At 67.2% G+C, this 24,840-nt stretch carries 27 protein-coding genes; 13 read left to right on the top strand and 14 right to left on the bottom strand.

Annotated elements, in window-relative coordinates; translation table 11 throughout:
• The first annotated feature begins 73 nt into the window (after positions 1-73).
• The 8 genes from AC07RM_RS18890 (at position 74) to AC07RM_RS18855 (ending at position 5,871) form a co-directional block, all read left to right on the top strand.
• Positions 74-457 carry an Mth938-like domain-containing protein gene (locus AC07RM_RS18890; protein WP_093342966.1) on the top strand — a complete coding sequence of 128 codons (384 nt, stop codon included), beginning with the start codon at positions 74-76 and terminating at the stop codon, positions 455-457.
• Between the two features lie 199 nt (positions 458-656).
• Complete coding sequence (locus AC07RM_RS18885; RefSeq protein WP_057595862.1) at positions 657-1,133, top strand: peroxiredoxin; 477 nt, start codon at positions 657-659, stop codon at positions 1,131-1,133.
• A gap of 235 nt (positions 1,134-1,368) precedes the next feature.
• Positions 1,369-3,150: a PhoH family protein gene (locus AC07RM_RS18880; protein ID WP_495335483.1), complete on the top strand. Its 1,782-nt coding sequence runs from the start codon at positions 1,369-1,371 to the stop codon at positions 3,148-3,150.
• A 150-nt stretch (positions 3,151-3,300) separates the two neighbouring features.
• Complete coding sequence (locus tag AC07RM_RS18875; protein ID WP_208511180.1) at positions 3,301-3,672, top strand: VOC family protein; 372 nt, start codon at positions 3,301-3,303, stop codon at positions 3,670-3,672.
• 6 nt (positions 3,673-3,678) lie between these two features.
• On the top strand, positions 3,679-4,128 hold the full coding sequence (locus AC07RM_RS18870) for an EVE domain-containing protein (RefSeq protein WP_495335482.1): 450 nt from the start codon (positions 3,679-3,681) through the stop codon (positions 4,126-4,128).
• 38 nt (positions 4,129-4,166) lie between these two features.
• Positions 4,167-4,616 (top strand): GyrI-like domain-containing protein, encoded by a 450-nt coding sequence (locus tag AC07RM_RS18865; protein WP_495335481.1) that lies wholly within the window; start codon positions 4,167-4,169, stop codon positions 4,614-4,616.
• Positions 4,613-5,095, top strand: a complete 483-nt coding sequence (locus AC07RM_RS18860; protein WP_431512264.1) for an MGMT family protein — start codon at positions 4,613-4,615, stop codon at positions 5,093-5,095. Before AC07RM_RS18865 ends, AC07RM_RS18860 begins: the two co-directional genes overlap by 4 nt.
• Positions 5,095-5,871, top strand: a complete 777-nt coding sequence (locus AC07RM_RS18855) for a helix-turn-helix transcriptional regulator (RefSeq protein ID WP_296778050.1) — start codon at positions 5,095-5,097, stop codon at positions 5,869-5,871. Before AC07RM_RS18860 ends, AC07RM_RS18855 begins: the two co-directional genes overlap by 1 nt.
• A gap of 10 nt (positions 5,872-5,881) precedes the next feature.
• On the opposite strand, the gene dnaB is transcribed toward AC07RM_RS18855, so the two are convergent.
• From dnaB to ppsA, 7 genes are all read right to left on the bottom strand, one after another.
• Positions 5,882-7,279 carry a replicative DNA helicase gene (dnaB, locus tag AC07RM_RS18850; RefSeq protein ID WP_093342979.1) on the bottom strand — a complete coding sequence of 466 codons (1,398 nt, stop codon included), beginning with the start codon at positions 7,277-7,279 and terminating at the stop codon, positions 5,882-5,884.
• A gap of 178 nt (positions 7,280-7,457) precedes the next feature.
• Positions 7,458-7,910, bottom strand: a complete 453-nt coding sequence (rplI, locus tag AC07RM_RS18845; protein WP_093342980.1) for a 50S ribosomal protein L9 — start codon at positions 7,908-7,910, stop codon at positions 7,458-7,460.
• 14 nt (positions 7,911-7,924) lie between these two features.
• On the bottom strand, positions 7,925-8,206 hold the full coding sequence (gene rpsR, locus AC07RM_RS18840; RefSeq protein WP_007830781.1) for a 30S ribosomal protein S18: 282 nt from the start codon (positions 8,204-8,206) through the stop codon (positions 7,925-7,927).
• Positions 8,207-8,227: 21 nt separating this feature from the next.
• Positions 8,228-8,542, bottom strand: a complete 315-nt coding sequence (gene priB, locus AC07RM_RS18835; protein WP_093342982.1) for a primosomal replication protein N — start codon at positions 8,540-8,542, stop codon at positions 8,228-8,230.
• Positions 8,543-8,549: 7 nt separating this feature from the next.
• Positions 8,550-8,930, bottom strand: coding sequence for a 30S ribosomal protein S6 (gene rpsF, locus AC07RM_RS18830; RefSeq protein WP_057595983.1), 381 nt, complete (start codon positions 8,928-8,930; stop codon positions 8,550-8,552).
• 162 nt (positions 8,931-9,092) lie between these two features.
• Positions 9,093-9,554: a hypothetical protein gene (locus AC07RM_RS18825; protein ID WP_495335480.1), complete on the bottom strand. Its 462-nt coding sequence runs from the start codon at positions 9,552-9,554 to the stop codon at positions 9,093-9,095.
• Between the two features lie 192 nt (positions 9,555-9,746).
• Complete coding sequence (gene ppsA / locus AC07RM_RS18820; RefSeq protein ID WP_495335479.1) at positions 9,747-12,140, bottom strand: phosphoenolpyruvate synthase; 2,394 nt, start codon at positions 12,138-12,140, stop codon at positions 9,747-9,749.
• Positions 12,141-12,334: 194 nt separating this feature from the next.
• Between ppsA and ppsR the strand changes: the two genes are divergently transcribed.
• The gene (gene ppsR, locus AC07RM_RS18815) at positions 12,335-13,156 is read left to right on the top strand and encodes a posphoenolpyruvate synthetase regulatory kinase/phosphorylase PpsR (protein ID WP_057595986.1); all 822 of its coding nucleotides are present in this window, start codon (positions 12,335-12,337) and stop codon (positions 13,154-13,156) included.
• 24 nt (positions 13,157-13,180) lie between these two features.
• On the opposite strand, the gene AC07RM_RS18810 is transcribed toward ppsR, so the two are convergent.
• From AC07RM_RS18810 to ahpC, 7 genes are all read right to left on the bottom strand, one after another.
• On the bottom strand, positions 13,181-13,990 hold the full coding sequence (locus tag AC07RM_RS18810) for a heme ABC transporter ATP-binding protein (RefSeq protein ID WP_495335478.1): 810 nt from the start codon (positions 13,988-13,990) through the stop codon (positions 13,181-13,183).
• A complete protein-coding gene (locus AC07RM_RS18805; protein ID WP_296778065.1) occupies positions 13,987-15,027 on the bottom strand; it encodes a FecCD family ABC transporter permease in 1,041 nt (346 codons plus the stop codon). The genes AC07RM_RS18810 and AC07RM_RS18805 overlap by 4 nt, the downstream gene beginning before the upstream one ends.
• Positions 15,024-15,926, bottom strand: a complete 903-nt coding sequence (locus AC07RM_RS18800) for a heme/hemin ABC transporter substrate-binding protein (RefSeq protein ID WP_495335477.1) — start codon at positions 15,924-15,926, stop codon at positions 15,024-15,026. The genes AC07RM_RS18805 and AC07RM_RS18800 overlap by 4 nt, the downstream gene beginning before the upstream one ends.
• Before the next feature lie 40 nt (positions 15,927-15,966).
• Positions 15,967-17,064: a hemin-degrading factor gene (locus tag AC07RM_RS18795; RefSeq protein ID WP_495335476.1), complete on the bottom strand. Its 1,098-nt coding sequence runs from the start codon at positions 17,062-17,064 to the stop codon at positions 15,967-15,969.
• Positions 17,065-17,098: 34 nt separating this feature from the next.
• Positions 17,099-19,375, bottom strand: a complete 2,277-nt coding sequence (locus AC07RM_RS18790; RefSeq protein ID WP_495335475.1) for a TonB-dependent hemoglobin/transferrin/lactoferrin family receptor — start codon at positions 19,373-19,375, stop codon at positions 17,099-17,101.
• Positions 19,376-19,569: 194 nt separating this feature from the next.
• The gene (gene ahpF, locus AC07RM_RS18785) at positions 19,570-21,126 is read right to left on the bottom strand and encodes an alkyl hydroperoxide reductase subunit F (protein ID WP_495335474.1); all 1,557 of its coding nucleotides are present in this window, start codon (positions 21,124-21,126) and stop codon (positions 19,570-19,572) included.
• A 91-nt stretch (positions 21,127-21,217) separates the two neighbouring features.
• On the bottom strand, positions 21,218-21,781 hold the full coding sequence (gene ahpC / locus AC07RM_RS18780) for an alkyl hydroperoxide reductase subunit C (RefSeq protein WP_057595992.1): 564 nt from the start codon (positions 21,779-21,781) through the stop codon (positions 21,218-21,220).
• Between the two features lie 273 nt (positions 21,782-22,054).
• Between ahpC and bfr the strand changes: the two genes are divergently transcribed.
• The 4 genes from bfr to AC07RM_RS18760 all read left to right on the top strand — a co-directional run bounded on the left by bfr (position 22,055) and on the right by AC07RM_RS18760 (position 24,840).
• Complete coding sequence (gene bfr / locus AC07RM_RS18775) at positions 22,055-22,531, top strand: bacterioferritin (protein ID WP_056583098.1); 477 nt, start codon at positions 22,055-22,057, stop codon at positions 22,529-22,531.
• A 227-nt stretch (positions 22,532-22,758) separates the two neighbouring features.
• The gene (locus AC07RM_RS18770; RefSeq protein ID WP_495335473.1) at positions 22,759-23,412 is read left to right on the top strand and encodes a PepSY-associated TM helix domain-containing protein; all 654 of its coding nucleotides are present in this window, start codon (positions 22,759-22,761) and stop codon (positions 23,410-23,412) included.
• A 70-nt stretch (positions 23,413-23,482) separates the two neighbouring features.
• Positions 23,483-23,983: a DUF2271 domain-containing protein gene (locus tag AC07RM_RS18765; RefSeq protein WP_177239332.1), complete on the top strand. Its 501-nt coding sequence runs from the start codon at positions 23,483-23,485 to the stop codon at positions 23,981-23,983.
• 47 nt (positions 23,984-24,030) lie between these two features.
• Positions 24,031-24,840, top strand: a complete 810-nt coding sequence (locus AC07RM_RS18760; RefSeq protein WP_431512256.1) for a DUF4198 domain-containing protein — start codon at positions 24,031-24,033, stop codon at positions 24,838-24,840.

Raw genomic sequence — 24,840 nt, 5'->3', positions numbered from 1 at the left:
GCCCGCAAAGGCCCTGGCGAGCCTCGTGTCACTAGGGAAAACCTATAATTTGACCACAGTTCCCAGTGCCCCGATGAAGCTCCAGCCCGACAAATCCGACACCCAGACCCTCACCGCGCACGGCCCGGGCTGGGTCGCCATCAACAACGAAAAGGTCGAGGGCAGCGTGGTCGTCGGCTCGCGCGGCGAGCGCTTCGAATGGAACTGCAGCCGCTTCGAGGACCTGGGTCCCGAGCACTTCGCCCAGCTGGCCGCGCTGGGCGCCGAACTGGTCATTTTCGGCAGCGGCGCGCGCATCCGCTTCCCGCAGCCCGCGTGGCTCAAACCCCTGATGGCCCAGCGCACCGGCGTGGAGACCATGGACACCCCCGCGGCCTGCCGCACCTACAACATCCTGGCCGGCGAAGGCCGGCACGTGGTCGCGGCCCTGCTGGTCGAGCGGCCCCAGGGTGGCTGAGAGAGGGGTTTTCGGGGTAAAATCTCGGGTTGCGAACCGCCTGGCGCGCTCCTTTTGGGGGCCACCGGGCACCCAGAGTTAGCAACGACCAATCTTCCATCAACCGAGGACCCGAGATTTTGGCGAGCGGCACCGAAAGGCGCTTCAGCTCGACACAGGCAGGCTCGGGCAGTGGAAACAAACGGAGAAAACAAGTTTCATGGCGATCGTTGTCAACAAACCCATTCCCGAATTCGACGCCAACGCCACCGGTGGCCTCAAGGTTTCGAATACTTCGCACCTCGGCCATGTCCTGGTCCTGTATTTTTACCCGAAAGATAACACTCCGGGGTGCACGACCGAAGCCATGCAATTCCGCGATCGCTACAAGGACTTCGAAAAAGCCGGCGCCACGGTGTTCGGCGTCTCGCGCGACAACATGAAGTCGCACGACGAATTCAAGGCCAAGCTCGAGCTGCCGTTCGAACTGATCGCCGACACGGAAGAGAAGATGTGCCACATGTTCGGCGTGGTCAAGAACAAGATCATGTACGGCAAGAAGGTCAAGGGCATCGAGCGCAGCACCTTCCTGATCGGCGCCGACGGCATCCTGAAGGCCGAATGGCGCGGCCTCAAGGTGCCGGGCCACGTCGACGAAGTCCTCAAGGCCGTCAAGACCCTGAAGAAGCCGGCCTGAGCCACCGAGTCCGCCCGGTCGAAGGTTTCACCCGCGTGTCAGGCGTGCGCAATTGCGCTTTCGCGTGGGGAATGTCCAACGAACGGCGTAAAGTGGTCCTGACGCCCCAGAGGCGGTGTGCATAATGGCCGCATGCTGTTGAGCTCCACGACCGCATCCTCCGAACAAAGCCGCCTGGGTCTTCAGGCGGCTTTTTCGTTTTCTGGTTCCCACCTTTTTGCGAGCGACCTGACACATGCCATTGCCCCCCGCCCCCACGAAACGTGCCGCACTGCTTTCTCCGGACGCGATTGACGCGCCCGCCCGTTCTTCGCACAGGGGGTCCCGCCGGTCCGGCGATGCACGCGCCGACACCGAGGCGCCGAGCGGACCGCAAGCGCTGGAACTGTTCGACCGGCATTCGGCCGAAGTCCCCGGTGGTGGCCTCGAAGCCCCGCCGGCACCGGCCGCCCGCCCCCGCCGCAAGCCCCGCTCGACACCCGCGCCCACCCCGGCGCCACAGCAGCAGCAGCAGGCCCTGACCCGTTCGGCGCCGGCCGAAGCCCCGCGTGCCGAGGCGCCAGCGCCGCAGCCGGCACCGAAGCCCAAGCGCAGCCGCTCGAGCGGCCCCGCCAAGCTCTTCGTGCTCGACACCAACGTGCTGCTGCACGATCCGATGTGCCTGTTCCGCTTCGAGGAACACGACATCTACCTGCCGATGATCGTGCTCGAGGAGCTCGACGGCCACAAGAAGGGCACGACCGAGGTCGCGCGCAATGGCCGCCAGACCAGCCGCACGCTCGATGCCCTGGCCGCTGCGCAGGACGCCGACATCGCCAAGGGCCTGAAGCTCGACACCACCGGCCATCGCGAGGCCGGCGGCAAGCTGTTCTTCCAGACCGAGCCGCTCGACTACGCGCTGCCGCTGAGCCTGCCGCAGGGCAAGGCCGACAACCAGATCCTCGGCGTGGTGCATGCGCTGCGCGACCTCTACGCCAAGGAAGCGCCCGACCGCGCCAGGCGCGAGGTGGTGCTGGTGTCGAAGGACATCAACATGCGCGTCAAGGCGCGCGCGTTGGGCCTGGACGCCGAGGACTACCAGAACGACAAGACGCTGGAAGACGGCGACCTGCTCTATTCGGGCTCGCTCGCCCTGCCGCCCGACTTCTGGACCCGCCAGAGCAAGACGGTGGAGAGCTGGCAGAGCGGCAGCAGCACCTTCTACCGCATCAGCGGCCCGATCGTGCCCAACCTCTACATCAACCAGTTCGTGTTCTTCGAGGCGCCTGGCGAGCCGAGCATGTATGCGCGCGTCACCGAGATCCGCGAGAAGACCGCGGTGCTCAAGACGCTCAAGGACTACAGCTCGGGCAAGAACGCGGTGTGGGGCGTGAACACGCGCAACCGCGAGCAGAACTTCGCGATGAACCTGCTGATGGACCCGGAGATCGACTTCGTCACGCTGACCGGCACGGCCGGCACCGGCAAGACGCTGATGGCGCTGGCCTCGGGCCTCACGCAGGTGCTCGACGATCGCCGCTACACCGAGATCATCATGACCCGCGCCACGGTGAGCGTCGGTGAAGACATCGGCTTCCTGCCCGGCACCGAGGAAGAGAAGATGGGCCCCTGGATGGGCGCGCTCGACGACAACCTCGAGTTCCTCGCCAAGGGCGACGGCGGTGGTGCTGGCGAATGGGGGCGCGCCGCCACCAACGAGCTGATCCGCAGCCGCATCAAGGTCAAGAGCATGAACTTCATGCGCGGGCGCACCTTCCTCAACAAGTACGTGATCATCGACGAGGCGCAGAACCTCACGCCCAAGCAGATGAAGACGCTGATCACGCGCGCGGGTCCGGGCACCAAGATCATCTGCATGGGCAACCTCGCGCAGATCGACACGCCCTACCTCACCGAAGGCTCCTCGGGCCTGACCTTCGCGGTCGACAAGTTCAAGGGCTGGCCGCACGGCGGGCACATCACGCTGGCGCGCGGCGAACGCTCGCGACTGGCCGATTTCGCGAGCGACGTGCTCTAAGACACCGCCTCGTCGGCCCCAAGCCCGCGCCCGCTCCCCGGAGCAGCGCGGGCTTTTCTTCGTCGCGCGATGACAGGCTCCTGACAAGACGTTGTCAGGAGCCGGTCCGCACCATCGAGGCTCTTCATCACCAACGAAAGAGAGCCCTTCATGTCCAAGACCATCAGCTGGTTCGAGATCCCCGTCGCCGACCTGGACCGTGCCCAGGCCTTCTACGAAACCGTGCTCGGCCGCAAGCTGCGCCGCGAGACCCTCGGCGGCGACCCGCTGGCCGTGTTCCCCTACGACGATCCCGCGACCGGCGGCGCCTTGCAAGCCGGCGCGAAGGGCGCGGCGAAGGCGGGCACCGGCATCCGCATCTACCTCGACTGCGCACCCAGCATCGACGCCGTGCTGTCGCGCATCGAGGCGGCCGGCGGGCAGATCGTGGCGCCCAAGTCGGCGCTACCGCCCGGCATGGGCTTCATCGCCCATTTGCGCGACACCGAAGGCAACGAAGTCGGCCTGCACGCCCTCGCCTGAAGCGCCATGCCGCAGCGCAACTGGATTGCAGTCGCGAGCGCCGAGCATGCCCGGCGCGGACGCGACCACCGACCGCAGGGCTTCATGCAGACCTGCCACGGCAAACCGGGCCCGCTCCGGCGGGTCGCCGCGGGCGACCGCGTGGCCTACTATTCGCCGGCCACGGTGTTCGGCGGCACCGACAGGCTGCAGAGCTTCGTGTCGATCGGCATCGTGCAGCCTGGCGAGGTCTACGAATTCGACATGGGTGGCGGCTTCGTGCCCTGGCGTCGCGACGTGCGCTATGCCGTCGCGCACGAGACACCGATCGCACCGATGATCGAGCGCCTCGCCTTCATCGAGAACCCAAAGCAATGGGGCTACAAGTTCCGCTTCGGCCTGTTCGACATCGGCGACGCCGACATGGCCTTGATCGCGCGCCGCATGAAGGCCGACTTGAAGACACTGGCGCTTTGAACCAGACAACCCGAACACCTCCGCAGGAGAAGATTCCCATGGAACCCGTGCGACTACATCACGACGCCTTCGCGGTCGCAGGCCTCACGGTCCGCACCACCAACCGCGAAGAGAACGACCCCGCGACCGCCCGCATCGGCGCGCTGTGGGGGCGCTTCTTCGGCGAGCAGACCTACGAAGCCACGCCGCATCGCACGGGCGACACGCGCATCTTCGGCGTCTACGCCGCCTATGAATCCGATGCCCACGGCCCCTTCGACGTGACGGTGGGCGTGGCCGTCTCGGGCGGTGCGGACAGCGTGGCCATCGAGGCCGGCGACTACCTGGTCTTCGACGACCAGGGCGAGATGCCGCAGATGGTGATCGCCACCTGGCAGCGCATCTGGCAGTATTTCGAGGCGCACCCGGACATCGCGCGCCGCTACCGCAGCGATTTCGAAGCCTACGACGGGCCGGACAAGGTGGCGATCCACATCGGAGTTTCATGAGCCCCCCGAAGCGCTGGCGCGACCGACTGGCCAGCTACCCTCACCTGCCGAGCGTCAAGCCGATCCCCGACGCGCTGCGCGCGCGGCGCGGTGAAGGCACCATCGCCACGCCCTCCCCGGCCGAGGTCGAGGCGGCGATGCGCGATGTGCCCGAAGGGCGGCTCGCCACGGTCTTCGGCATCGGCGAGGACATCGCGGCGCGGCACCAGGCCAGCATCGGCTGCACCGTGACGACAGCGATCTTCGCGCGCATGGTGGCCCACGCGGTGGAGGAATCGGCCGGCAGCAAGGGCACGGCGCGCGATGCCGCCGTGCCCTGGTGGCGCACGCTCAAGAGCGGCGGCGAACTCAATGCGAACTACCCCGGCGGCATCGAGGCGCAGATGTCCCGGCTCGAGGCCGAGGGCCACACCGTGGTGCAGCGCGGCAAGCGCTACTTCGTCGAAGACTTCGCGAAGAAGCTGGCGGGAACGCGCTGATGCGCCGCGCCGATCGCCTGTTCCAGATCGTCCAGCTGATCCGCGGCCGGCGCCTGACCACGGCCGCCTTCCTGGCCGAGCGGCTCGAGGTCTCGGAGCGCACGGTCTACCGCGACATCGCCGACCTGCAGCACCAGGGCGTACCGATCGAGGGCGAGGCCGGCGTGGGCTACCGGCTCGGCGCGGGTTTCGAACTGCCGCCGCTGATGTTCACCCAGGACGAGGCCTCGGCGCTGGTGGCCGCGGCCCGGCTCGCGCAAAGCTGGGTCGACCCGGCGATGGCGCGCGACATCGAGACCGGGCTGGGCAAGATCCTCTCGGTGCTGCCGCCCTCGGCACGCGTGTCGGCCGAGGCGCTCGCGCTCTACGCGCCCGCGCTGGGGCTCAGCGACCTGCTGCGCGAACGGCTGCAGACGCTGCGCGAAGCGGTGCAGTCGCACCACAAGCTGCACCTGGTCTACCGCGACGTGGCGGGCGAGCCCAGCGAGCGCACGGTGCGACCGCTGGGCTGCTTCTACTGGGGCAAGGTCTGGACGCTGTCGACCTGGTGCGAGCTGCGCGAGGACTTCCGCGGCTTTCGCATCGACCGCATCGACGCGGTCGAGGTGCTGGCGGAGCGCTTTCGCGACGAGCCCGGCAAGACCATGGCGGACATGCTGCGGCAAGTGAAGACCGAGGCCGCCGAGGCCAAGCGGCTGCAGAAGAGCTGGCCCGAGGGTGTACCTACCGCGCCCGATGCGGGCGTGGCGCTCGCGCGCTCCACCGAGCCGCGCTGAAAGCGCTAACTCAAAAGTCGTCGCTGCCCATCGCCATGTTCTCGAACTTGGTGAGGGGCTTCAGGAAGGCCAGCTTGACGGTGCCCGTCGGGCCGTTCCGGTGCTTGCTGATGATCACCTCGGCCACGCCCGGCTCCTTCGACTCCTTGTTGTAGTAGTCGTCGCGGTAGATGAACATGATGATGTCCGCGTCCTGCTCGATGGCACCCGATTCGCGCAGGTCGCTCATCATGGGGCGCTTGTCGGTACGGCTCTCGACGCCGCGGCTGAGCTGCGACAGCGCGATCACCGGGCACTTGAGCTCCTTGGCCAGCATCTTCAGGCCGCGCGAGATTTCGCCCACGGCCGTGGCCCGGTTCTCGTCGCCCGACATGCTGGTCGACATCAGCTGCAGGTAGTCGACCACGATCAGGCCGAGGCGGCCGTACTGGCGTGCCAGCCGGCGCGCATTGGCGCGCAGTTCGCTGGTCGACAGGCCCGGGGTCTCGTCGATGTGCAGCGACACGGTGCGCAGCTTCTCGATGGCCTCGGTCAGGCGCGGCCATTCCTCGTCGGTGAGCTTGCCGGTGCGCAGGTGGCCCTGGTCGATGCGGCCGATCGAGCCGACGATACGCACCGCGAGCTGGGAGGCACCCATTTCCATCGAGAACACCGCCACCGGCAGCCCCTCGTTGAGCGCCACGTGCTCGGCGATGTTGATCGCCAGCGAGGTCTTCCCCATCGACGGACGCGCGGCCAGCACGATCATGTCGCCAGGCTGCAGGCCCGAGGTCATCTTGTCGAACTCGTAGAAGCCGGTGCGAACACCCGTGATGTCGTTCGGGTTGTCGGCCATCTCGGTCACGCGGTCCAGCAGCTCGACCACCAGGGCATCCATGCTCTGGAAGCCCTGCTTCATCCGCGTGCCTTCCTCGCCGATGTTGAAGATCTTCTGCTCGGCCTCGTCGAGGATCTTGTCGACCGTCTTGCCCTGCGGGTTGAAGGCGTTGGTCGCGATCTCGTCGCTGGCCGAGACCAGCTTGCGCAGGATCGAGCGCTCGCGAACGATCTCGGCGTAGCGGCGGATGTTGCTCGCGCTCGGCACGTACTGCGCGAGCGAGTTCAGGTAGACCAGCCCGCCGCTCTCGTCGGCCTTGCCGAGCGTCTGCAGCTGCTCGTAGACCGTGATCACGTCGGCAGGCTTGCTGCCGTTGATCAGGCCGCCGATGGCGGCAAAGATCAGCTTGTGCTCATGGCGGTAAAAATCGCCGTCGACCAGCAGGTCGCCCATGCGGTCCCAGGCCGTGTTGTCGAGCAGCAAGCCGCCCAGCACGCTCGATTCGGCCTCGATCGAGTGCGGCGGAATACGCAGCTGCGCGACCTGGCGGTCGGAGGGATCGTTGTCGGCGTAGGAGAAGACGGCGGCCATGGGCTTCCTTGCAACCCTCCATGCTAGCCCGCGCACCCCGCGGCGTCACGTGGACAAGGTTGTGAATAACAGGTGAACTTCCGGTGCAGCGGGCGGGACAACTTCCGCCGGCAGGCACAAAAAACAAAAGCCGCCCGAAGGCGGCTTCTGGCAGCGCATCTAGGACGCGCCGGAACGATCAGGCGGTTTCGCCGTAGACCGTCACGTTGATGTCGACCACCACGTCGGTGTGCAGCGAGACGCTGACGGTGGTGTCGCCGACGGTCTTGATCGGGCCGTTCGGCAGGCGAACCTGCGACTTCGCGACCTTGTAGCCTTGCTTGCCCAGTTCTTCAGCGATGTCGCTGTTGGTGACCGAGCCGAACAGGCGGCCGTCGACGCCAGCCTTCTGCGTCAGCTTGACGGTCGTGCCGCCGAGCTTTTCGCCCTGGGCTTGCGACTCTGCCAGCTTGGCAGCGGCTGCCTTTTCGAGTTCGGCGCGCTTGGCTTCGAACTCGGCCTTGTTGGCGGCGGTGGCGCGGCGGGCGCGGCCCGACGGGATCAGGAAGTTGCGGGCGTAACCGTCCTTGACCTTGACGATTTCACCGAGGGTGCCGAGGTTGACGACCTTGTCCAGAAGAATGACTTGCATGCTGTGTCTCCTTCTTAGACGCGGTGCTGGTCGCTGTACGGGACCATGGCGAGGAAGCGGGCACGCTTGATCGCGGTGTTGAGCTGACGCTGGTAGATCGCGCGGGTGCCGGTCAGGCGGGCCGGGATGATCTTGCCGTTTTCGCTGATGAAGTCACGCAGCGTGTCGATGTCCTTGTAGTCGATTTCCTCGACGCCAGCGACGGTGAAGCGGCAGAAACGCTTGCGCTTGAACAGCAGCGACTGGGTGTTGCGCTTCGGGCGCTTGTCTTTGTTGAATTTCTTGAACGTGGCCATTGTGGGACCTCTTGTCGAAAATTAATCTTGCTGAAAATCCTGGATGTGCAGGACCGGAAGCTTGCCGTTGGCCGGTGTCGAGAGGAACCCCTGGAATCGCCAGAGACTTCCCATCGACTGCTTTGCGAGCCGCTCGGCGATGGCGCCGAACGCAACGGCCTTGAGGGCCGTCTTCACCTGCCTGGACTGTCCCGCCACCTGAAGGGTCGACTCGTGTTCGAGCTTCAGGTCGATGGCGGGCAAACCGGCCGGGGTGAATCGCAAGGCACCGAGTTCGGCAACATGGGCGGACAGCAGAAGCTGGTTGACCCCGGTTGCCGCAGCGGCAGCACTCACGCCGACATCAGTTGTTGTTGTTGGCGGCGGCGTATTCGGCCTGTTGAGCCTTGCGGGCTTCTTCGCGCTCGACCGTCTTCATCATCGACGAAGGACCGGTGTCGGCCTTCTTCTTCTGAACGGTCAGGTGGCGCAGCACGGCGTCGTTGAACTTGAAGGCGTGTTCCAGTTCGCTCATCACGGCCTGTTCGGCTTCGATGTTGACGCACAGGTAGTGCGCCTTGTTGAGCTTGTTGATCTGGTAAGCCAGTTGACGACGGCCCCAGTCCTCGACGCGGTGGATCTTGCCGCCGCCGGTCGTGATCAGGCCCTTGTAACGCTCCAGCATGGCCGGAACTTGCTCGCTTTGATCCGGGTGGATCAGCAGAATGATTTCGTAGTGACGCATGGCACTCCTTGTGGGTTTCTTCTTCCGCTTTTTGCCCGGAAGAAGGGGTTGAAGCCACCCGCAGCGTCGGCGCAGTGTGGCAAGGCAAAGCCGGCTATTGTAGCCATATCTTTGGCGAAACGCCAAATCGGGCGCTCGAGCGACCCGGATGACCGCCCAGATTCAGTCGTAGAGCGCCCGGTCCAGCGGTTCGGCCTTCTCCGCCCCGACCGCCGCGCGGATCTTCGGCGCCAGCGCCACGAGGTCCTCGTAGCCCCCGGCCCCCTCCACCTGCAGGTTGAGCCGCACGCCCTTGAGCCCGAGGCTGGCCGTGAGCCGCGTGGCGATGGGATAGGCGTCCGTGTAGCGCTGCTGGCTGCTGCGGCCGGAACCGGCCTTGGGCGCGCCCTCGGTGGAGCCCGCCGCCGCCGGCGCGTCCGCGACAGCGCCGCCCAGCGGGCTCAGCAGGCCCAGCGCGACCATCTGGTCGATGTCCTCGCGCGCGATGCCCGCGCCAGCCGCGATCACGTCGTCGACCGAACGCTTGCCGTCGAACAGGATGAAAGCGGTGCGCTGCCGCGGCGACAGCGGGACCGAGCGGTCCTTGAGGACCTGCTGGCCGGTCTCCGTCTTGACAAGAATCATGCGTGTCTCCCGACGGTGCTGTGACCGACGCCCGCTGCGCGCGGGATCGCCGCGCGCCACGGAAGGAAGGCCGGTGCGCGCCGCTTCGTGATGAATTTCACGAGTCTGACACCGGAAACGCCATTCCCGAAGATGGGCACCCGCCTGACACGGGAATCCCCCGATGGGGATTCCCGCAGGTCGGTCGCCGGCTCAGCGCTTGGCGAGCTGCTGCCAGGTGTCGATCACACTGTCGGGATTGAGCGAGATCGACTCGATGCCCTGATCCGCCAGCCACAGCGCGAAGTCGGGATGGTCCGACGGGCCCTGGCCGCAGATGCCGACGTACTTGCCCTTGTCCTTGCAGGCCTTGATGGCGCGGCTCAGCATGGCTTTCACGGCCGGGTCGCGCTCGTCGAAGTCGGCCGCCAGCAGCTCGAGGCCCGAGTCGCGGTCCAGGCCCAGCGTGAGCTGGGTCAGGTCGTTCGAGCCGATCGAGAAGCCGTCGAAGTACTCGAGGAACTCGTCGGCCAGGATGGCGTTGCTCGGCACCTCGCACATCATGATCAGCTTGAGATCGTTGTCGCCGCGCTTCAGGCCGTACTTGGCCAGCAGGCCGGTCACGCGCTCGGCCTGGCCCAGCGTGCGCACGAAGGGCACCATGATCTGCACGTTGGTCAGGCCCATGTCGTTGCGCACGCGCTTGAGTGCCTCGCATTCCATGGCGAAGGCCTGGCCGAAGTCCTCGCTGAGGTAGCGCGCCGCGCCGCGGAAGCCCAGCATCGGGTTCTCTTCCTCGGGCTCGTAGCGGCTGCCGCCGATCAGCTTGCGGTACTCGTTCGACTTGAAGTCCGACAGGCGCACGATCACCTTCTTGGGCCAGAAGGCAGCGGCGATGGTGGCGATGCCCTCGGCCACCTTGTCGACGTAGAAGGCGCGCGGCGAGGCATGGCCGCGGGCCACCGACTCGACGGCCTTCTTGAGGTCGTTGTCGACGTTCGGATAGTCGAGGATCGCCTTCGGGTGCACGCCGATGTTGTTGTTGATGATGAACTCGAGCCGCGCGAGGCCCACGCCGTGGTTGGGCAGTTGCGCGAAGTCGAAGGCCAGCTGCGGGTTGCCGACGTTCATCATCAGCTGGATGTCGATCTCGGGCATCACGCCGCGCTGCACCTCGGTGACCTCGGTCTCGAGCAGGCCGTCGTAGATGTAGCCGGTGTCGCCCTCGGCGCAGCTCACGGTGACCAGGGTGCCGTCCTTCAGCAGGTCGGTGGCGTCGCCGCAGCCGACCACGGCCGGAATGCCCAGTTCGCGCGCGATGATGGCCGCGTGGCAGGTGCGCCCGCCGCGGTTGGTGACGATGGCCGCGGCGCGCTTCATCACCGGCTCCCAGTTCGGGTCGGTCATGTCGGTGACCAGCACGTCGCCGGCCTGCACCTTGTCCATCTCGCTGATGCTGTGGACCAGCCGCACCGGGCCGGTGCCGATCTTCTGGCCGATCGCGCGGCCCTCGGCCAGCACGGCGCCGCGGCCCAGCAGCTTGAAGCGCTGCTCGGCCTTGCCCTGCTGCTGGCTCTTCACCGTCTCGGGACGCGCCTGCAGGATGTAGATCTGGCCGTCGGTGCCGTCCTTGCCCCACTCGATGTCCATCGGGCGGCCGTAGTGCTGCTCGATCACCAGCGCGTACTTCGCGAGCTGCTCGACCTCGTCGTCGGTCAGCGAATAGCGGTTGCGCTGCTCGGCCTTCACGTCGGTGGTCTTGACCAGCTTGCCGGAGGCCTTCTTCTCCTCGGGCGTGGCGAATTCCATCTGGATCAGCTTGGAGCCCAGGTTGCGGCGGATCACCGCGCGCTTGCCGGCGTTGAGCGTGGGCTTGTGGACGTAGAACTCGTCGGGATTCACGGCGCCCTGCACCACGGTCTCGCCCAGGCCGTAGCTCGAGGTGATGAACACCACGTCCTCGAAGCCCGACTCGGTGTCGATGGTGAACATCACGCCGGCCGCGCCGAGGTCGGAGCGCACCATGCGCTGCACGCCGGCCGACAGCGCCACCACGTCGTGGGCGAAGCCCTTGTGCACGCGGTAGCTGATGGCGCGGTCGTTGTAGAGGGAGGCGAACACCTCCTTCATCTTGTGCAGCACGTCCTCGATGCCGACGACGTTCAGGAAGGTTTCCTGCTGGCCGGCGAAGGAGGCGTCGGGCAGGTCTTCGGCGGTGGCCGAGGAACGCACGGCGAACGAGGCCTGCGGATTGCCGGCGCTCAGGGCGGCGAAGGCGTCGCGGATGGCCTTCTCGAGGTCGGCCGGGAACGGCTGGGCCTCGACCATGGCGCGGATCTCGGCGCCGGCGGTGGCCAGCGCGCGCACGTCCTCGGTGTCGAGCGCGGCCAGGCGCTTGCTGATCTTGTCGGCCAGGCCGTCGTGGGCCAGGAACTGGCGGAAGCCATGGGCGGTGGTCGCGAAGCCCGTGGGCACGCGCACGCCCTGGGGCAGCTGCGAGATCATCTCGCCGAGGCTGGCGTTCTTGCCGCCAACCGCCTCGACGTCGGTCATTCTCAGGTTTTCAAACGGTACGACCAGGGCGGTCGCGTCGAAAAGTGCAGACATGGGAAAGCTCCAGAAGTTGAAACCTGCTGCATTCCATGCGGACGGCGCGGCACGATCGTTGTCGTTGCTTTGGGTGCGGACGCGGTGGGCATGGAAGGAAAGATACGGTGGGGGCCGAGGGGCGGAATCCCGATAATGGGGCGGATTGTAGGCGCGCCGGGGCCGCGCGCGTCGCAGGACAACACCGCCAGACCATGCACACACGAACTGTCTTCTTCGTTTCCGACGGCACGGGCATCACGGCCGAGACTTTCGGCAACGCCGTGCTCGCCCAGTTCGAGATGAAACCGCGCCACGTGCGGCTGCCCTTCACCGACACGGTCGACAAGGCCCACCAGGCGGTGCGGCAGATCAACCACACGGCCGAGCTCGAGGGCGTGCGCCCGATCGTCTTCACCACGCTGGCCAACATGGACGTGCTGGAAGTGATCGAAACCGGCTGCAAGGGCATGCTGCTGGACATGTTCGGCACCTTCGTGCGCCCGCTCGAGATCGAGCTGGCGATGAAGTCCAACCACCGCATCGGCCGCTTCAGCGACGTCAGCAAGAGCAAGGAATACAACGACCGCATCGCCGCGATCGACTTCAGCCTGCAGCACGACGACGGCCAGAGCAACCGCGACCTGCAGGGCGCCGACGTCATCCTGGTGGGCGTGAGCCGCAGCGGCAAGACGCCCACCTCGCTCTACCTGGCGATGCAGCATGGCCTGAAGGCGGCCAACTACCCGCTGATTCCGGAAGACTTCGACCGCCGCCAGCTGCCGCCGGCGCTCATGCCGCACCGCAAGAAGATCTTCGGCCTGACCATCCAGCCCGAGCGGCTCAGCGAGATCCGCAACGAGCGCCGGCCGAATTCGCGCTACGCCAGCATCGAGAACTGCCGCCACGAGGTCAGCGAGGCCGAGGCCATGATGCGGCGCGCCGGCATCCGCTGGCTCTCGACCACCACCAAGTCGATCGAGGAGATCGCGACCACGATCCTGCAGGAGCTGCGGCCGGAGCGGCTGACCTACTGACCGGCTGACCGCCCGTCCGCGGTCCTAGCCGAACAGGTACTGCACCTTCCCGTCCGCGCCGACCACGCTCTGGCACGGCATGCGCCAGACCGCTTCGATCAGCGCGGGCGCCAGCACTTCGCCGGTCGGCCCCTGGCACAACCCGCCTGGGGTATCGGGCACGCCCAGCACCACCACCTCGTCGGCATAGCGCCGTGCCAGATTCAGGTCGTGCAGCACCACCACCACGCCGACGCCCTGCCCGGCCCAGCCGCGCAGCAGCCGCATCGCGGCGTGCTGGTGGGCCAGGTCGAGCGCGGCCGTCGGCTCGTCGAGCAGCAGCCAGCGCGCGGCCCCGTCGGCGCGCGGATGCCACAGCTGCGCCAGCACCCGCGCCATGTGCACGCGCGCCTTCTCGCCGCCCGACAGCGTGTTGAGGATGCGCGGCGCGAGCGCCGACACGTCGGTCAGCGCCATCGCCGCGGCGACGATCGAGTCCTCGTCGGGCGCGGGCGCCAGCCGGTGCGGATAGCGGCCCAGCGCGACCACGTCGCGCGCGCTGAAGTCGAAGGCCACCGCGCTTTCCTGCGGCATCAGCGCGCGCCGCAGCGCGAGCGCCGGCATGCCGTGGGCGCGCAGCGGCCGGTCGTCGAGCAGCACCCGGCCCGCCGTCGGCTCGCGCTGTCCCGACAGCACCGACAGCAGGGTCGACTTGCCCGCGCCATTGGGGCCGAGGATCGCCGTCACGCGGCCGGGCGCCAGTCGCACCGAGGCCCGCGAGAGCAGCGCCTTGGCGCCGATGCTTACCTCGGCATCCTCGCAACGCAGCCCCGGGTTCAGGTCCGGCGCCTTCATATGCGCCCCCGGAAGTGCCGCAGCATCAGCAGGAACATCGGCACGCCGATGAAGGCCGTGAGCACGCCCAGCGGCAGCTCGGCCGGCGCCATCGCGGTGCGCGCCACCGTGTCGGCCACCAGCACCAGCGCCGCGCCCAGCAGCGCCGAGGCCGGCAGCACCACCCGGTGGTCGGGTCCGGCCACCATGCGCACCCAGTGCGGCGCGATCAGGCCGATGAAGCCGATGATCCCGGTGGTGGCCGTCACGGCGCCCACCGCCACCGCCGTGACGACGATGGCGCGCCGCTTGATGCGCTCCACGTCCACGCCCAGCAGCGCCGCCTGCGATTCGCCGAGCGCGATCGCGTTGAGCGGCGCGGCCAGCGAGGCGGCCGCCACGCAGGACAGCAGCACCGCCACGCCGACCAGGATCACCGCGCTCCAGCGCGCGCCACCCAGGCTGCCGAGCAGCCAGAACTGCAGGCTGCGCAGTTGCTCGTCGGTGGCCATCACGCTGAGAAAGCCGAGGCCCGCGCCCGCCAGCGCATTGACCGCGATGCCCGCGAGCAGCATCAGCGCCATGCGCGTGCCGCCCTCGCTGCGCGACAGCGCGTAGATCAGCAGGGTGACCGAGAGGCCGCCGCCGAAGGCCATCACCACCAGCGTCCAGCTGCCGAGCGTGCGCGGCAGCACCGGCATGAACCAGGCGCCCAGCACGATGGTCACGCCGGCCGCCAGCGCGGCGCCGCTGCTGATGCCCACCAGGCCGGGATCGGCCAGCGGGTTGCGGAACAGGCCCTGCATCAGCGTGCCCGCCATGCCAAGGCCCGCGCCGGCCGCCACGCCGAGCACCAGGCGCGGCAGGCGGATGTTGACGAACACCAGGTATTCGGGCGACTTCTCGGCCCCGGCGCCCTGCCCCAGCGAGGCCAGCACGTTCCACAGTTGCGGCAGGCTGATCGCGTAGGCGCCCGACACCGCGCCGAGCGCCAGCGCGAAGGCGAGGAGCAGCGCGCAGCCGGCCAGCACGGCCCGCGGCGGGAAGCGCTGGCTCATGCCACCGCGGCCAAGAACTTCGGATGCAGCTCGGCGATCGCCGCCGGCATGCGCGGGCCGAAGCCCAGCAGCAGCAAGGCGTCGAGCGTGACCAGCGAGCGCTTCCTGAACGCGGGCGTGAGCGCCAGTTCGGGCCGCTGCCAGAAGCGCTCGATGCCGCCATGGGCCTCGATGCTCTGGTCGCTGGTCATGACGATGTCGGGCGCGGCCGTGGCCATGGCCTCGGCCGTCATCGGCCGGTAGCCCTCGAAGCCGCCGAGCGCATTGACGCCGCCCGCATAGCCGATCACCGCGTGCGCCGCGGTCTTCTCGCCCGACACCTGCGGGCTCGCGCTGTGCGAGAGCACGAACAGCACGCGCGGCTTGCGCCCCTGGGCGGCCGCCACGCGCTGCTGCACCTGCGCCCATTCGGCATCGAGCTTCACCTGCAGCGCGCGCGCCTGCGCCTCGCGGGCCGCGGCGCGTCCCACCACCTGGATCTTGCGCTGCACCTCGCCCCAGCTGTGGTCGGCCTGCACGATCTCGACCTTGACGCCGGCCGAGCGCACCTGGTCGAGCACCACCGGCGGGCCCGACTCGTTGGTGGCGATCACGGCATCGGGCTTGAGCGACAGCAGCCCCTCGGCCGAGAGCTGCCGCATGTAGCCGACCTTGGGCGTGCCGCGCGCCGCGGCCGGATAGAGGCTGGTGGTGTCGGTGCCGACGAGCTGGCCCTCGGCGCCGAGCAGGTACACCACCTCGGTGATGGCGCCGCTCACGGTGATGAGCCGCGGCAGTTTCTTCGCCTCGGGCGACTGGGCGAACAGGGGCAGCGCGGCGGCGCCGAGCGAGGCCGCGGCGGCGAGGCGCAGTGCGTCGCGGCGGCGGACGAGGAAGGGGGAGATGCGTTCTTCGGTCATGGAGAAAAAACGTGGGGCAAGGAGAAAAACGTCCGCGCGATCAGGCGGCCGGTGTCGCCGCGGGCAACCGCGCGAGCCCGCGCACCAGCTTGCGCCAGTCCTCGCGCTCGGGCACGCCGGGCTTGCGCGCGCCGAAGAACATCGCCATCAGCTCGCCCTCGCCGTCGAAGGCCTCGACCGAGGTCACGTGGCCGTCGCTGGTGGGCTTCTCGACGATCCACACGCTCGCGATGCGGTCCTCGCGCAGGTGCAGGTTGAAGCCCGGGTCGAGCACGTTGAGCCAGCGCATCGGCGCGGCGTCGCCACGCGCCGGCATCTCCATCGGCTCGACGCGCACCACCGGCCCGGTGTGGATCTGGATGCAGCCGGGGCTGCCGACGAAGACCATGATCGGCGTGCCGCTGAAGGCCGCTTCCTGCAGCAGGTCGCCCACCGCATGCAGCGCGGCGCGCCGCGTGAACTCGCCCTCGGTGAGCCGGAAGCTCTGCTGGCGCTCGGCATCGAACTTCTTGAGCAGGCCGAAGAACTCGTGCGTGTCCTGCATGCCGCGCCAGGCCTCGGCCAGCGCGGCGGCGTCGATGACGGCGTCGGCGCGCGGCGCGGGCTTGGGCTCGGCCGGCTTGAACGCCACCTCAAGCTCCGGCGCCGCATGCGCATCGATCACCGCCTGCAGCGCGCCACGGTCGGTGGCCTCGCGCACGAAGATCTTGTGCACCGCCAGGCCGTGCGCGTCGAAGAACTGCAGGCTCAGCGAGGACGGCACGCCGGGATTGGCGGCCGCCTCGTCCACCGCGAAGCCCGCGTGCCAGCGGCTGAAGAACAGTCGCAGGTCGATCGCCTCGCCGAGCGCGAGCCCCATGGCTTCGCCGCCCGAGAGCTTCTCGTAGATGCCGGTCTTCTCGTGCACCGTGGTCTCGTTGCGCGTGAGCGCCAGCAGCGGCCCGCAGGCCTCGAGCGACTGCAGCAGCGCCAGCCACGGCCCGCGCAGCGGCGTGGCGCGCAGGGCCTTGTCGTGCGCGCCCGCATGGGCCGCGATCGCGGCGCCCTCGGCCAGCCCCATGGCCGCGGCGGCGTCCTTGTGGCGCATGCCCTTGGCACGCAGCTCGGCGAAACGGTGGCGGATGTCGTCGGCATTCATCGTTGGTGGTCCTTCCTGGGTTGAATTCGGTGGCTCAGAAGTCGGCCACGAGCGAGACGTTGAAGCTGCGTCCCGGCTGCGTGTAGGCGTCGCGGATCAGCGCGGTGGAGGTCAGGCCGCGCACGTCGCTCCACATCCAGTAGCGCTTGTTCGTGAGGTTCGTGATCGAGGCGTTGAGGCGCAGGTCGCGATTGATGCGCCACTGCGCGCTCAGGTCCAGCGTGGTCGCCGAGGGCGTGAGGAACTGCACGCCGCCGGTGGTGATCTCGGCGGAATCCACGTCGGAGCGCTTCTTGGCCGCATGGTGCACCGCGTCGAGCCGCACCGACCAGGCCGGCGCCTTGTAGGCCAGGCCGAGGTTGATCTTGCGCGGATCGATGGAGTTCAGCGGCCGGTTGTTGCTGCGGTCGCGCCCGCGCGTCTGGCCCCAGGCGAAGGGCACCGAGAAACCGTTGCCGTTGTCGGTGAAGTCGAGCTCGCCCTTGACCTCGAAGCCGCTGATGCGCGCGCGGCCGATGTTGACCGACTGGAAGGTGGCCGGGTTGACGCGCGAGCCGAACACGCCGCCGACCTGGCGGTCGTTCTCGATCAGGTCCTTGTAGTTGCCGCTGAAGGCGGCGACGTCGAAGTTCAGCAGGCCGGTGCGCCCGCGCACGCCGAGCTCGACGTTCTGGCTCTTCTCGGGCTTGAGGTTGGGGTTCGGGATCGTGCGGTAGCCCGAGATCGTGTTCTCGAAGAAGTTGTTGACCTGGAACGCGTTGGGCGCCTTGAAGCCCGAGGCGTAGTTGCCGTAGACGCTCCATTGCGGCGTGGCGCGGAACAGCACGCCGAGCTTGGGCGAGACCGCCGAGCCCGAGAGCGAGACCGCCTGCGCGCTGAAGCCGGCCTGCTTGGCATCGAGCGAGAAGCGGTCGAAGCGGATGCCGGGCGTGATGCTCCAGCGGTCGTGGATGAACTCGTCCTGCACGTAGAAGGCCGAGGAGGTCTCGCGCGTGTCGGGGAAGCGCTTGAGCGGGTAGCTCTCGCCCGCAGGCGGCACCAGGCCGGTCTGCAGGTTCTCGACGTTGGTGCGCGCGTAATCGAAGCCGTAGGTGATCTTCTGGGCCCAGTCCCCCGTGCGCACGAGCTTGTCGGCCTGCAGGCCGAACTGCCAGGTGCTCTCGTCGTAGGTGACGTCGCGCGAACGGTCGGCGGCGCTGAAGCGGTCCTCGAAGATGTACTCGCGCGACTTCGACTTCTGGTAGCTCACCGTGGCCTGCAGGCTGTCGGCCATCACCGAATTGAGGCGCAGCCGGCCGTCGTAGGTGAAGCGGTCGCGCTGCAGGTCGGTGCGGGCGTTGAGGCCGACCACCGAGGTCGAGGCATAGGGTGGCTTCGCGAGGCCCGACAGCAGGTCGTAGCGGCTGGTCTTCTCGATGTGCTCGAAGGTGAAGCCGTGGCGCTGGTCGGCATCGGGCGTGAGGATGACCTTGGCCAGCAGCGCCCCGCTGCGGTCGCGCTGCGGGTTGGGCGTGGTGCGGTCGGCGTTGGGCGCGTTGTAGCTGCCGCGGTTCTCGAGTTCGTGCGAGCGGCCGAGGTTGGCCGAGAGCAGCCACTGCAAGGTCTCGTTGGGCTTGCCCGCGAGCGTGACGCCGGCGCGCCGTCCGTTGTCGTCGCCGCTGTAGCCCAGGCTGGCGCTGCCGCCGAAGCTCTTGCCGTCGCGCAGGAACGAGGACGGATCGCGCGTGATGAAGTTGACCAGGCCCGCGAGGCCGTCGGAGCCATAGAGCGCGGAGGCCGGGCCCTTGAGGATCTCGATGCGCTCGATCAGGCCGATGTCGAAGTAGTCGCGGCCGAAGGCGTTGGCGCTGAAGACGTAGCTGCGCGGCGTGCGGATGCCGTCGGTCAGCAGCAGCACGCGGTTGCCGTCGAGGCCGCGGATGTTGAAGCCGGCGTTGTTGTCGCGGCCGGTGTTGCCCTGCGCGAGCCCGAAGCGCGCCGGCGAGCGCTTGACCGAGACGTTCGGCAGGTCGCGCACCGCGTCGCGGATGTCGTTGATCTGCTTCGATTCGATCGTCTCGCGGTTGAGCACTTCGACGCTGACCGGCAGCGCGTCCTTCTCCTGTTCGGAACGCGAGCCGCTGACCACGATCTCGCCGAGCGCGGCGACCTGCTGCGGGGGCGGCTGCTGGGCCCAGGCCGGCGCCGCGGCGCCGAAGCCGCTGGCGATCAGCCAGGGCAGCAGCGCGCGGCGTGCGCGCACGGGTCGGGAAGAGGAAGAAGAGGAGAACGGGCGCTCGAAGCGCGAGGAACGGGTAGAGGTGGCGGCCACGAAAAAGGTCCGGCAAGCGTTGGAATGGACAACGGCTTGCTGGACCTCGGCGCAGCGGAAGCTGCACGGCTGACCTGGCTGGCGGCGGGAGGCTCGGTTCCCTTTTCTTGGTGTTCTCGCCGCGATGCGCGGCGTGCGAGCCTCTGAAAACTATTTTATGAGAATAATTCTCATCTGACCGCCGATGTACCCACTCAAGCTGGGGCTGAAGTGCGGATCAGGTGATCGAATGCACCGAGTGCCGCCTTCGCGCCGTCGCCGGCCGCGATGATGATCTGCTTGAACGGCACCGTGGTCGCGTCGCCCGCGGCGAACACGCCGGGCACCGAGGTCTGGCCCTTGGCATCCACCACGATCTCGCCGTGCTTCGACAGTTCGATCGTGCCCTTGAGCCAATCGGTGTTGGGCACCAGGCCGATCTGGATGAACACGCCCTCGAGGTCGACGCGCTTGGCTTCGCCGGTCGCGCGGTCCTTGTAGACCAGGCCGTTGACCTTCTGGTCGCCGGTGATCTTGGTGGTCTGCGCGTTGGTGAACACGTCGACGTTCTTCAGGCTGTGCAGCTTGCGCTGCAGCACGGCATCGGCGCGCAGCTGCGTGTCGAACTCGATCAGCGTGACATGGCCCACGATGCCGGCCAGGTCGATCGCCGCCTCGACGCCCGAGTTGCCGCCGCCGATCACCGCCACGCGCTTGCCCTTGAACAGCGGGCCGTCGCAGTGCGGGCAGTAGGCCACGCCCTTGTTCTTGAACTCGTGCTCGCCGGGCACGTTGATGTTGCGCCAGCGCGCGCCGGTCGAGATGATCACGGACTTGCTCTTGAGCGACGCGCCGCTCTCGAGCTGCACCTCGATCAGGCCCTCGCCCGGAATCAGCGCCTTGGCGCGCTGCAGGTTCATGATGTCGACCTCGTAGTCGCGCACGTGCTCCTCGAGCGCATGGGCGAACTTCGGTCCCTCGGTCTCCTTGATCGAGATGAAGTTCTCGATGCCCATGGTGTCGAGCACCTGGCCGCCGAAACGCTCGGAGGCCACGCCGGTGCGGATGCCCTTGCGCGCCGCGTACACGGCCGCCGCGGCGCCCGCGGGGCCGCCGCCGACGATCAACACGTCGAACGGGTCCTTGGCGGCAATCTTCTGGGCTTCGCGCTCGACGCCGCTGTTGTCGATCTTCGCGAGGATCTCTTCGAGGCTCATGCGGCCCTGGCCGAACTCGGTGCCGTTGAGGAACACGGTGGGCACGGCCATCACCTGGCGTTCCTTCACTTCTTCCTGGAAGGTGCCGCCCTCGATCATCGTGGTACGAATGCGCGGGTTCTGCACCGCCATCAGGTTCAGCGCCTGGACCACGTCGGGGCAGTTGTGGCAGGTCAGCGAGACGTAGATCTCGAACTCGAAATCGCCATCGAGCGCCTTGATCTGGTCGAGCACGGCCTGCTCGACCTTCGGCGGGTAGCCGCCGATCTGCAGCAGAGCGAGGATCAGCGAGGTGAATTCATGGCCCATCGGCAGGCCGGCGAAGCGCGGGCCGTGGTTTTCGCTCGGGCGGTTGACCGAGAACGAGGGCTTGCGGTGGTTGTCGTCGCGGCTTTCGCTCAGGCGGACCAGCGGCGAGGCTTCGGCCACGTCCTTCAGCAGCGACAGCACTTCGTCCGAGGCCTTGCTGTCGTCGAGCGAGGCGACGATCTCGATCGGCTGCGTGGCGCGGTCGAGGTAACTCTTCAATTGGGCTTTGGTGCTGGCGTCGAGCATGAGGAACTCTCTTTCGATAACTGAAAACTATCAACTGGGGACAAGAAAGCCCGGGGGCCTCGTGAGCGCCCGGGCTTTCGCGCGGAGCGCCTTAGATCTTGCCGACGAGGTCGAACGACGGGGCGATGGTCTTGTCGCCTTCATTCCACTTGGCCGGGCAGACTTCGTTCGGGTGGGCGGCGGTATAGACCGCTGCCTTGAGCTTGCGCAGGGTTTCCTTGACGTCGCGGGCGATCTCGTTGGAGTGCACTTCGGCGGTCTTGATGATGCCTTCGGGGTTGATCACGAAGGTGCCGCGCAGTGCCAGGCCTTCTTCGGGGATGTGCACGCCGAAATTGTTGGTCAGCGTGTGGGTCGGGTCGCCCACCAGCGGGAACTTGGCCTTGCCGACGGCCGGCGACGTGTCGTGCCAGACCTTGTGCGAGAAGTGCGTGTCGGTGGTCACGATGTAGACCTCGGCACCCAGCTTCTGGAATTCGGGGTAGTTGTCGGCCGCGTCTTCGACTTCGGTCGGGCAGTTGAAGGTGAAAGCCGCCGGCATGAAGATCAGCACGGACCACTTGCCCTTGAGCGTCTCGTCGGACACATCGATGAACTTGCCGTTGAGATAGGCCTGGGTCTTGAAGGGCAGGACTTGGGTGTTGATCAGGGACATTGCTGGTTTCCTTGGTGGTGATGAAAAAAGCGAACCATGAGTATAGCTACCAAATGGCATCTTTCAATAGTTCATAGCTATTGATTGCATTGCAGCCCCCTATGTCTTGCGATGGGCGGACCGCATGCCAGGCGGCATGAATCCCCCTCCGGATACGAACGTGTATCAGCATCAAACGCATGCAGAGCGCGAATGCATGGCTTTGCTTGCGCCACCCTCCTTCGCGCTCCGACAATCGCGGCCTTTACTGCTTTCATAACAAGGAAAAACACCATGAAGGGCGATCCCAAGGTCATCGAGCATCTGCAGGCGCAGCTCAAGAACGAGCTGACTGCGATCAACCAGTATTTCCTTCACTACCGCATGCTCAAGCATTGGGGCCTCGACAAGCTGGCCAAGAAGGAATACGAAGAATCGATCGGCGAGATGAAGCATGCCGACAAGCTGATGGACCGCATCTTCATGCTCGACGGCCTGCCGAACCTGCAGGACCTGGGCAAGCTGAACATCGGCGAAGACGTGCCCGAACTGCTGCGCTGCGACCTCGGCGCCGAGACCGGCGCGCAGGCCACGATCAAGGACGGCATCGCGCATTGCGAATCGGTGCGCGACTACGTCTCGCGCGACCTGCTGCAGGAAATCCTCGACGACACCGAGGAGCACATCGACTTCCTCGAAACCCAGATCGACCTGATCGACCGCGTCGGCCTGCAGAACTACCTGCAGTCGCAGATGGGCGAACTCGAGTAAGCCTCGCCCTCGCAAGCCACACGGCACGCCATGAACAACTGCGGGACTTCGGTCCCGCTTTTTTTGGCCCGGCGTTTCGCTTTACCAAACTTCACATGCTATTGAATCGATAGCATAAGACAAAGGATTTACCTTCGATCCCGAGGGATCGACCGCCTCGGCAAGGGTCGGGCCCGATTGCCAAACGAAATCAATTCTCATTTGCGAGCCTAAAATGCCGGCCGCCAATGAATGCCGCCCCGACCGACAACCGCCGCCGCGCCTACTGGCTCAAGACCCTGCACGAATGGCACTGGGTCAGCTCCGCCATCTGCCTGATCGGCATGGTGCTGTTCAGCGTCACCGGCTTCACGCTCAATCACGCGGGCCAGATCGAGGGCAAGCCGCAGGTCACGCGGCTGCACGCGACGATCGACGAGGCGTTGCGCACCCTCCTCGAAGCGGCCATGGCCGAGGTCAAGTCCAACAAGGCGATCAAGGGCAAGGCTGCGCTGCCCGCCGAACTCCAGTCCTGGGTGCGCCAGCGCTGGGACATCGACACCGCCGGCCGCGAGGCCGAATGGTCGGACGACGAGATCTACCTGTCGCTGCCCCGCCCCGGTGGCGACGCCTGGCTGCGCCTGAGCCTGGCCGATGGCGAGGCCGAGTACGAGCGCACCGACCGCGGCTGGCTCTCCTACTTCAATGACCTGCACAAGGGCCGCAACACCGGCACCGCCTGGAGCTGGTTCATCGACATCTTTGCGGGCGCCGCACTGGTCTTCTCGATCACCGGCCTGTTCATCCTCAAGATGCATGCGGGCAACCGCCCCTTCACCTGGCCGATGGTGGGCATGGGGCTGGTGGTGCCGGTGCTGCTCGCGCTGCTTTTCATCCACTGACTTTGGTTTCGTCCGTTTCGTGAAAGAGGTTCCTCTCGTGCACATCCGCTACTCGCTCGCACCGCTCGCCATGTCGGCGCTCTTCGCCGCCCCGGCCTTCTCGGCCAGCCTCGGCGTCAACATCGAGGTGCCGCGCCTCAACGTGTCGGAGTACCACCGCCCCTACATCGCGACCTGGATCGAGCGCGCCGACAACACCGTGGCCGGCACGCTGGCGGTCTGGTACGACGTGCGCACCAAGACCAACAACCCCGAGGGCGAAGGCACCAAGTGGCTCAAGGACATGCGCCAGTGGTGGCGCCGCGGCGGCCGCGACCTGTCGGTGCCGATCGACGGCGTGACCGGCGCGACCAAGCCCGCGGGCAAGCACCAGCTGAACTTCAGCGACGGCAGCGCGCCGATGCCGCAACTGGCGCCGGGCAGCTACAAGCTGGTGGTGGAAGCTGCGCGCGAAGTCGGCGGCCGCGAGGTCGTGAGCATCCCGTTCCAATGGCCGCCGACCAGCGCCTCGCAGCCGAGCGCTTCGGGCAAGGAAGAACTGGGCGAGATCAAGCTCGAGCTCAAGCCCTGACCGCCGCACCGCCCCGCACCTTCGCCGCCCACCTTCAAGGAATCGCCATGAACACCCTCCGCCTGCGCGCCGCCGCCATTGCCGCCGCCTTCGTCGCCATCGCCCCGCTGTCCCACGCGCACAACGCCTGGCTGCTGCCCTCGGGCACCGTGTTCTCGAAGGCCGATACGGTCAGCGTCGATGCCGCGGTGTCGAACGACCTGTTCGTCGCCAACCATGCGCCGCTGCGCCTCGAGGGCCTGCAGATCACCGCGCCCGACGGCAGCGCCATCAAGCCCGAGAGCGAAGCCAAGCTCAAGCAGCGCAACGTGTTCGACGTGCCGGTCGCGCAGCCCGGCACCTACCGCATCGCCGTGATCAATGGCGGCGCCTTCGCGAGCTGGAAGGACAAGGCCACCGGCCAGAACAAGCGCGCGCGCGGCACGCCCGAGACCATCGCCAAGGAAATCCCGGCCGACGCGCAGGACGTGACCATCACCCAGTCGGCGGGCCGCATCGAGACCTTCGTCACCGTCGGCAAGCCCTCGGCGCTGAAGCCGATCGGCCAGGGCCTGGAGCTGATCGCCAGCGGCAGCCCGACCGACCTCGTGAAGGGCGAGAAGGCCAGCTTCACGCTGCAGCTCGACGGCCAGCCCGCCAAGGACCTCGAAGTGACGGTGACCGCGGGCAACACGCAGTACCGCGACAAGCTCGAGGAGCTCAAGGTCAAGACCGACGACAAGGGACAGTTCAGCGTGACCTGGCCGAGCGCCGGCATGTACTGGCTCGACGTGTCCACACGCGACAACAAGACCACCGTACCGAACGCCAAGGAGCGCCGCCTGAGCTACGCGGCCACGCTCGAAGTGATGCCCTGA

Source organism: Variovorax sp. GW821-FHT09B05, assembly GCF_059418265.1.
Note: the sequence above shows the minus strand (reverse complement) of the source record. Positions and strands in the feature narration are given on the sequence as shown.

What these genes read in the sequence shown, in the direction of transcription:
- AC07RM_RS18890 (WP_093342966.1), top strand. Translation starts at nt 74, where the DNA reads ATGAAGCTCCAGCCCGACAAATCCGACACCCAGACCCTCACCGCGCAC.
- AC07RM_RS18885 (WP_057595862.1), top strand. Translation starts at nt 657, where the DNA reads ATGGCGATCGTTGTCAACAAACCCATTCCCGAATTCGACGCCAACGCC.
- AC07RM_RS18880 (WP_495335483.1), top strand. Translation starts at nt 1,369, where the DNA reads ATGCCATTGCCCCCCGCCCCCACGAAACGTGCCGCACTGCTTTCTCCG.
- AC07RM_RS18875 (WP_208511180.1), top strand. Translation starts at nt 3,301, where the DNA reads ATGTCCAAGACCATCAGCTGGTTCGAGATCCCCGTCGCCGACCTGGAC.
- AC07RM_RS18870 (WP_495335482.1), top strand. Translation starts at nt 3,679, where the DNA reads ATGCCGCAGCGCAACTGGATTGCAGTCGCGAGCGCCGAGCATGCCCGG.
- AC07RM_RS18865 (WP_495335481.1), top strand. Translation starts at nt 4,167, where the DNA reads ATGGAACCCGTGCGACTACATCACGACGCCTTCGCGGTCGCAGGCCTC.
- AC07RM_RS18860 (WP_431512264.1), top strand. Translation starts at nt 4,613, where the DNA reads ATGAGCCCCCCGAAGCGCTGGCGCGACCGACTGGCCAGCTACCCTCAC.
- AC07RM_RS18855 (WP_296778050.1), top strand. Translation starts at nt 5,095, where the DNA reads ATGCGCCGCGCCGATCGCCTGTTCCAGATCGTCCAGCTGATCCGCGGC.
- dnaB (WP_093342979.1), bottom strand. Translation starts at nt 7,279, where the DNA reads ATGGCCGCCGTCTTCTCCTACGCCGACAACGATCCCTCCGACCGCCAG.
- rplI (WP_093342980.1), bottom strand. Translation starts at nt 7,910, where the DNA reads ATGCAAGTCATTCTTCTGGACAAGGTCGTCAACCTCGGCACCCTCGGT.
- rpsR (WP_007830781.1), bottom strand. Translation starts at nt 8,206, where the DNA reads ATGGCCACGTTCAAGAAATTCAACAAAGACAAGCGCCCGAAGCGCAAC.
- rpsF (WP_057595983.1), bottom strand. Translation starts at nt 8,930, where the DNA reads ATGCGTCACTACGAAATCATTCTGCTGATCCACCCGGATCAAAGCGAG.
- AC07RM_RS18825 (WP_495335480.1), bottom strand. Translation starts at nt 9,554, where the DNA reads ATGATTCTTGTCAAGACGGAGACCGGCCAGCAGGTCCTCAAGGACCGC.
- ppsA (WP_495335479.1), bottom strand. Translation starts at nt 12,140, where the DNA reads ATGTCTGCACTTTTCGACGCGACCGCCCTGGTCGTACCGTTTGAAAAC.
- ppsR (WP_057595986.1), top strand. Translation starts at nt 12,335, where the DNA reads ATGCACACACGAACTGTCTTCTTCGTTTCCGACGGCACGGGCATCACG.
- AC07RM_RS18810 (WP_495335478.1), bottom strand. Translation starts at nt 13,990, where the DNA reads ATGAAGGCGCCGGACCTGAACCCGGGGCTGCGTTGCGAGGATGCCGAG.
- AC07RM_RS18805 (WP_296778065.1), bottom strand. Translation starts at nt 15,027, where the DNA reads ATGAGCCAGCGCTTCCCGCCGCGGGCCGTGCTGGCCGGCTGCGCGCTG.
- AC07RM_RS18800 (WP_495335477.1), bottom strand. Translation starts at nt 15,926, where the DNA reads ATGACCGAAGAACGCATCTCCCCCTTCCTCGTCCGCCGCCGCGACGCA.
- AC07RM_RS18795 (WP_495335476.1), bottom strand. Translation starts at nt 17,064, where the DNA reads ATGAATGCCGACGACATCCGCCACCGTTTCGCCGAGCTGCGTGCCAAG.
- ahpF (WP_495335474.1), bottom strand. Translation starts at nt 21,126, where the DNA reads ATGCTCGACGCCAGCACCAAAGCCCAATTGAAGAGTTACCTCGACCGC.
- ahpC (WP_057595992.1), bottom strand. Translation starts at nt 21,781, where the DNA reads ATGTCCCTGATCAACACCCAAGTCCTGCCCTTCAAGACCCAGGCCTAT.
- bfr (WP_056583098.1), top strand. Translation starts at nt 22,055, where the DNA reads ATGAAGGGCGATCCCAAGGTCATCGAGCATCTGCAGGCGCAGCTCAAG.
- AC07RM_RS18770 (WP_495335473.1), top strand. Translation starts at nt 22,759, where the DNA reads ATGAATGCCGCCCCGACCGACAACCGCCGCCGCGCCTACTGGCTCAAG.
- AC07RM_RS18765 (WP_177239332.1), top strand. Translation starts at nt 23,483, where the DNA reads ATGTCGGCGCTCTTCGCCGCCCCGGCCTTCTCGGCCAGCCTCGGCGTC.
- AC07RM_RS18760 (WP_431512256.1), top strand. Translation starts at nt 24,031, where the DNA reads ATGAACACCCTCCGCCTGCGCGCCGCCGCCATTGCCGCCGCCTTCGTC.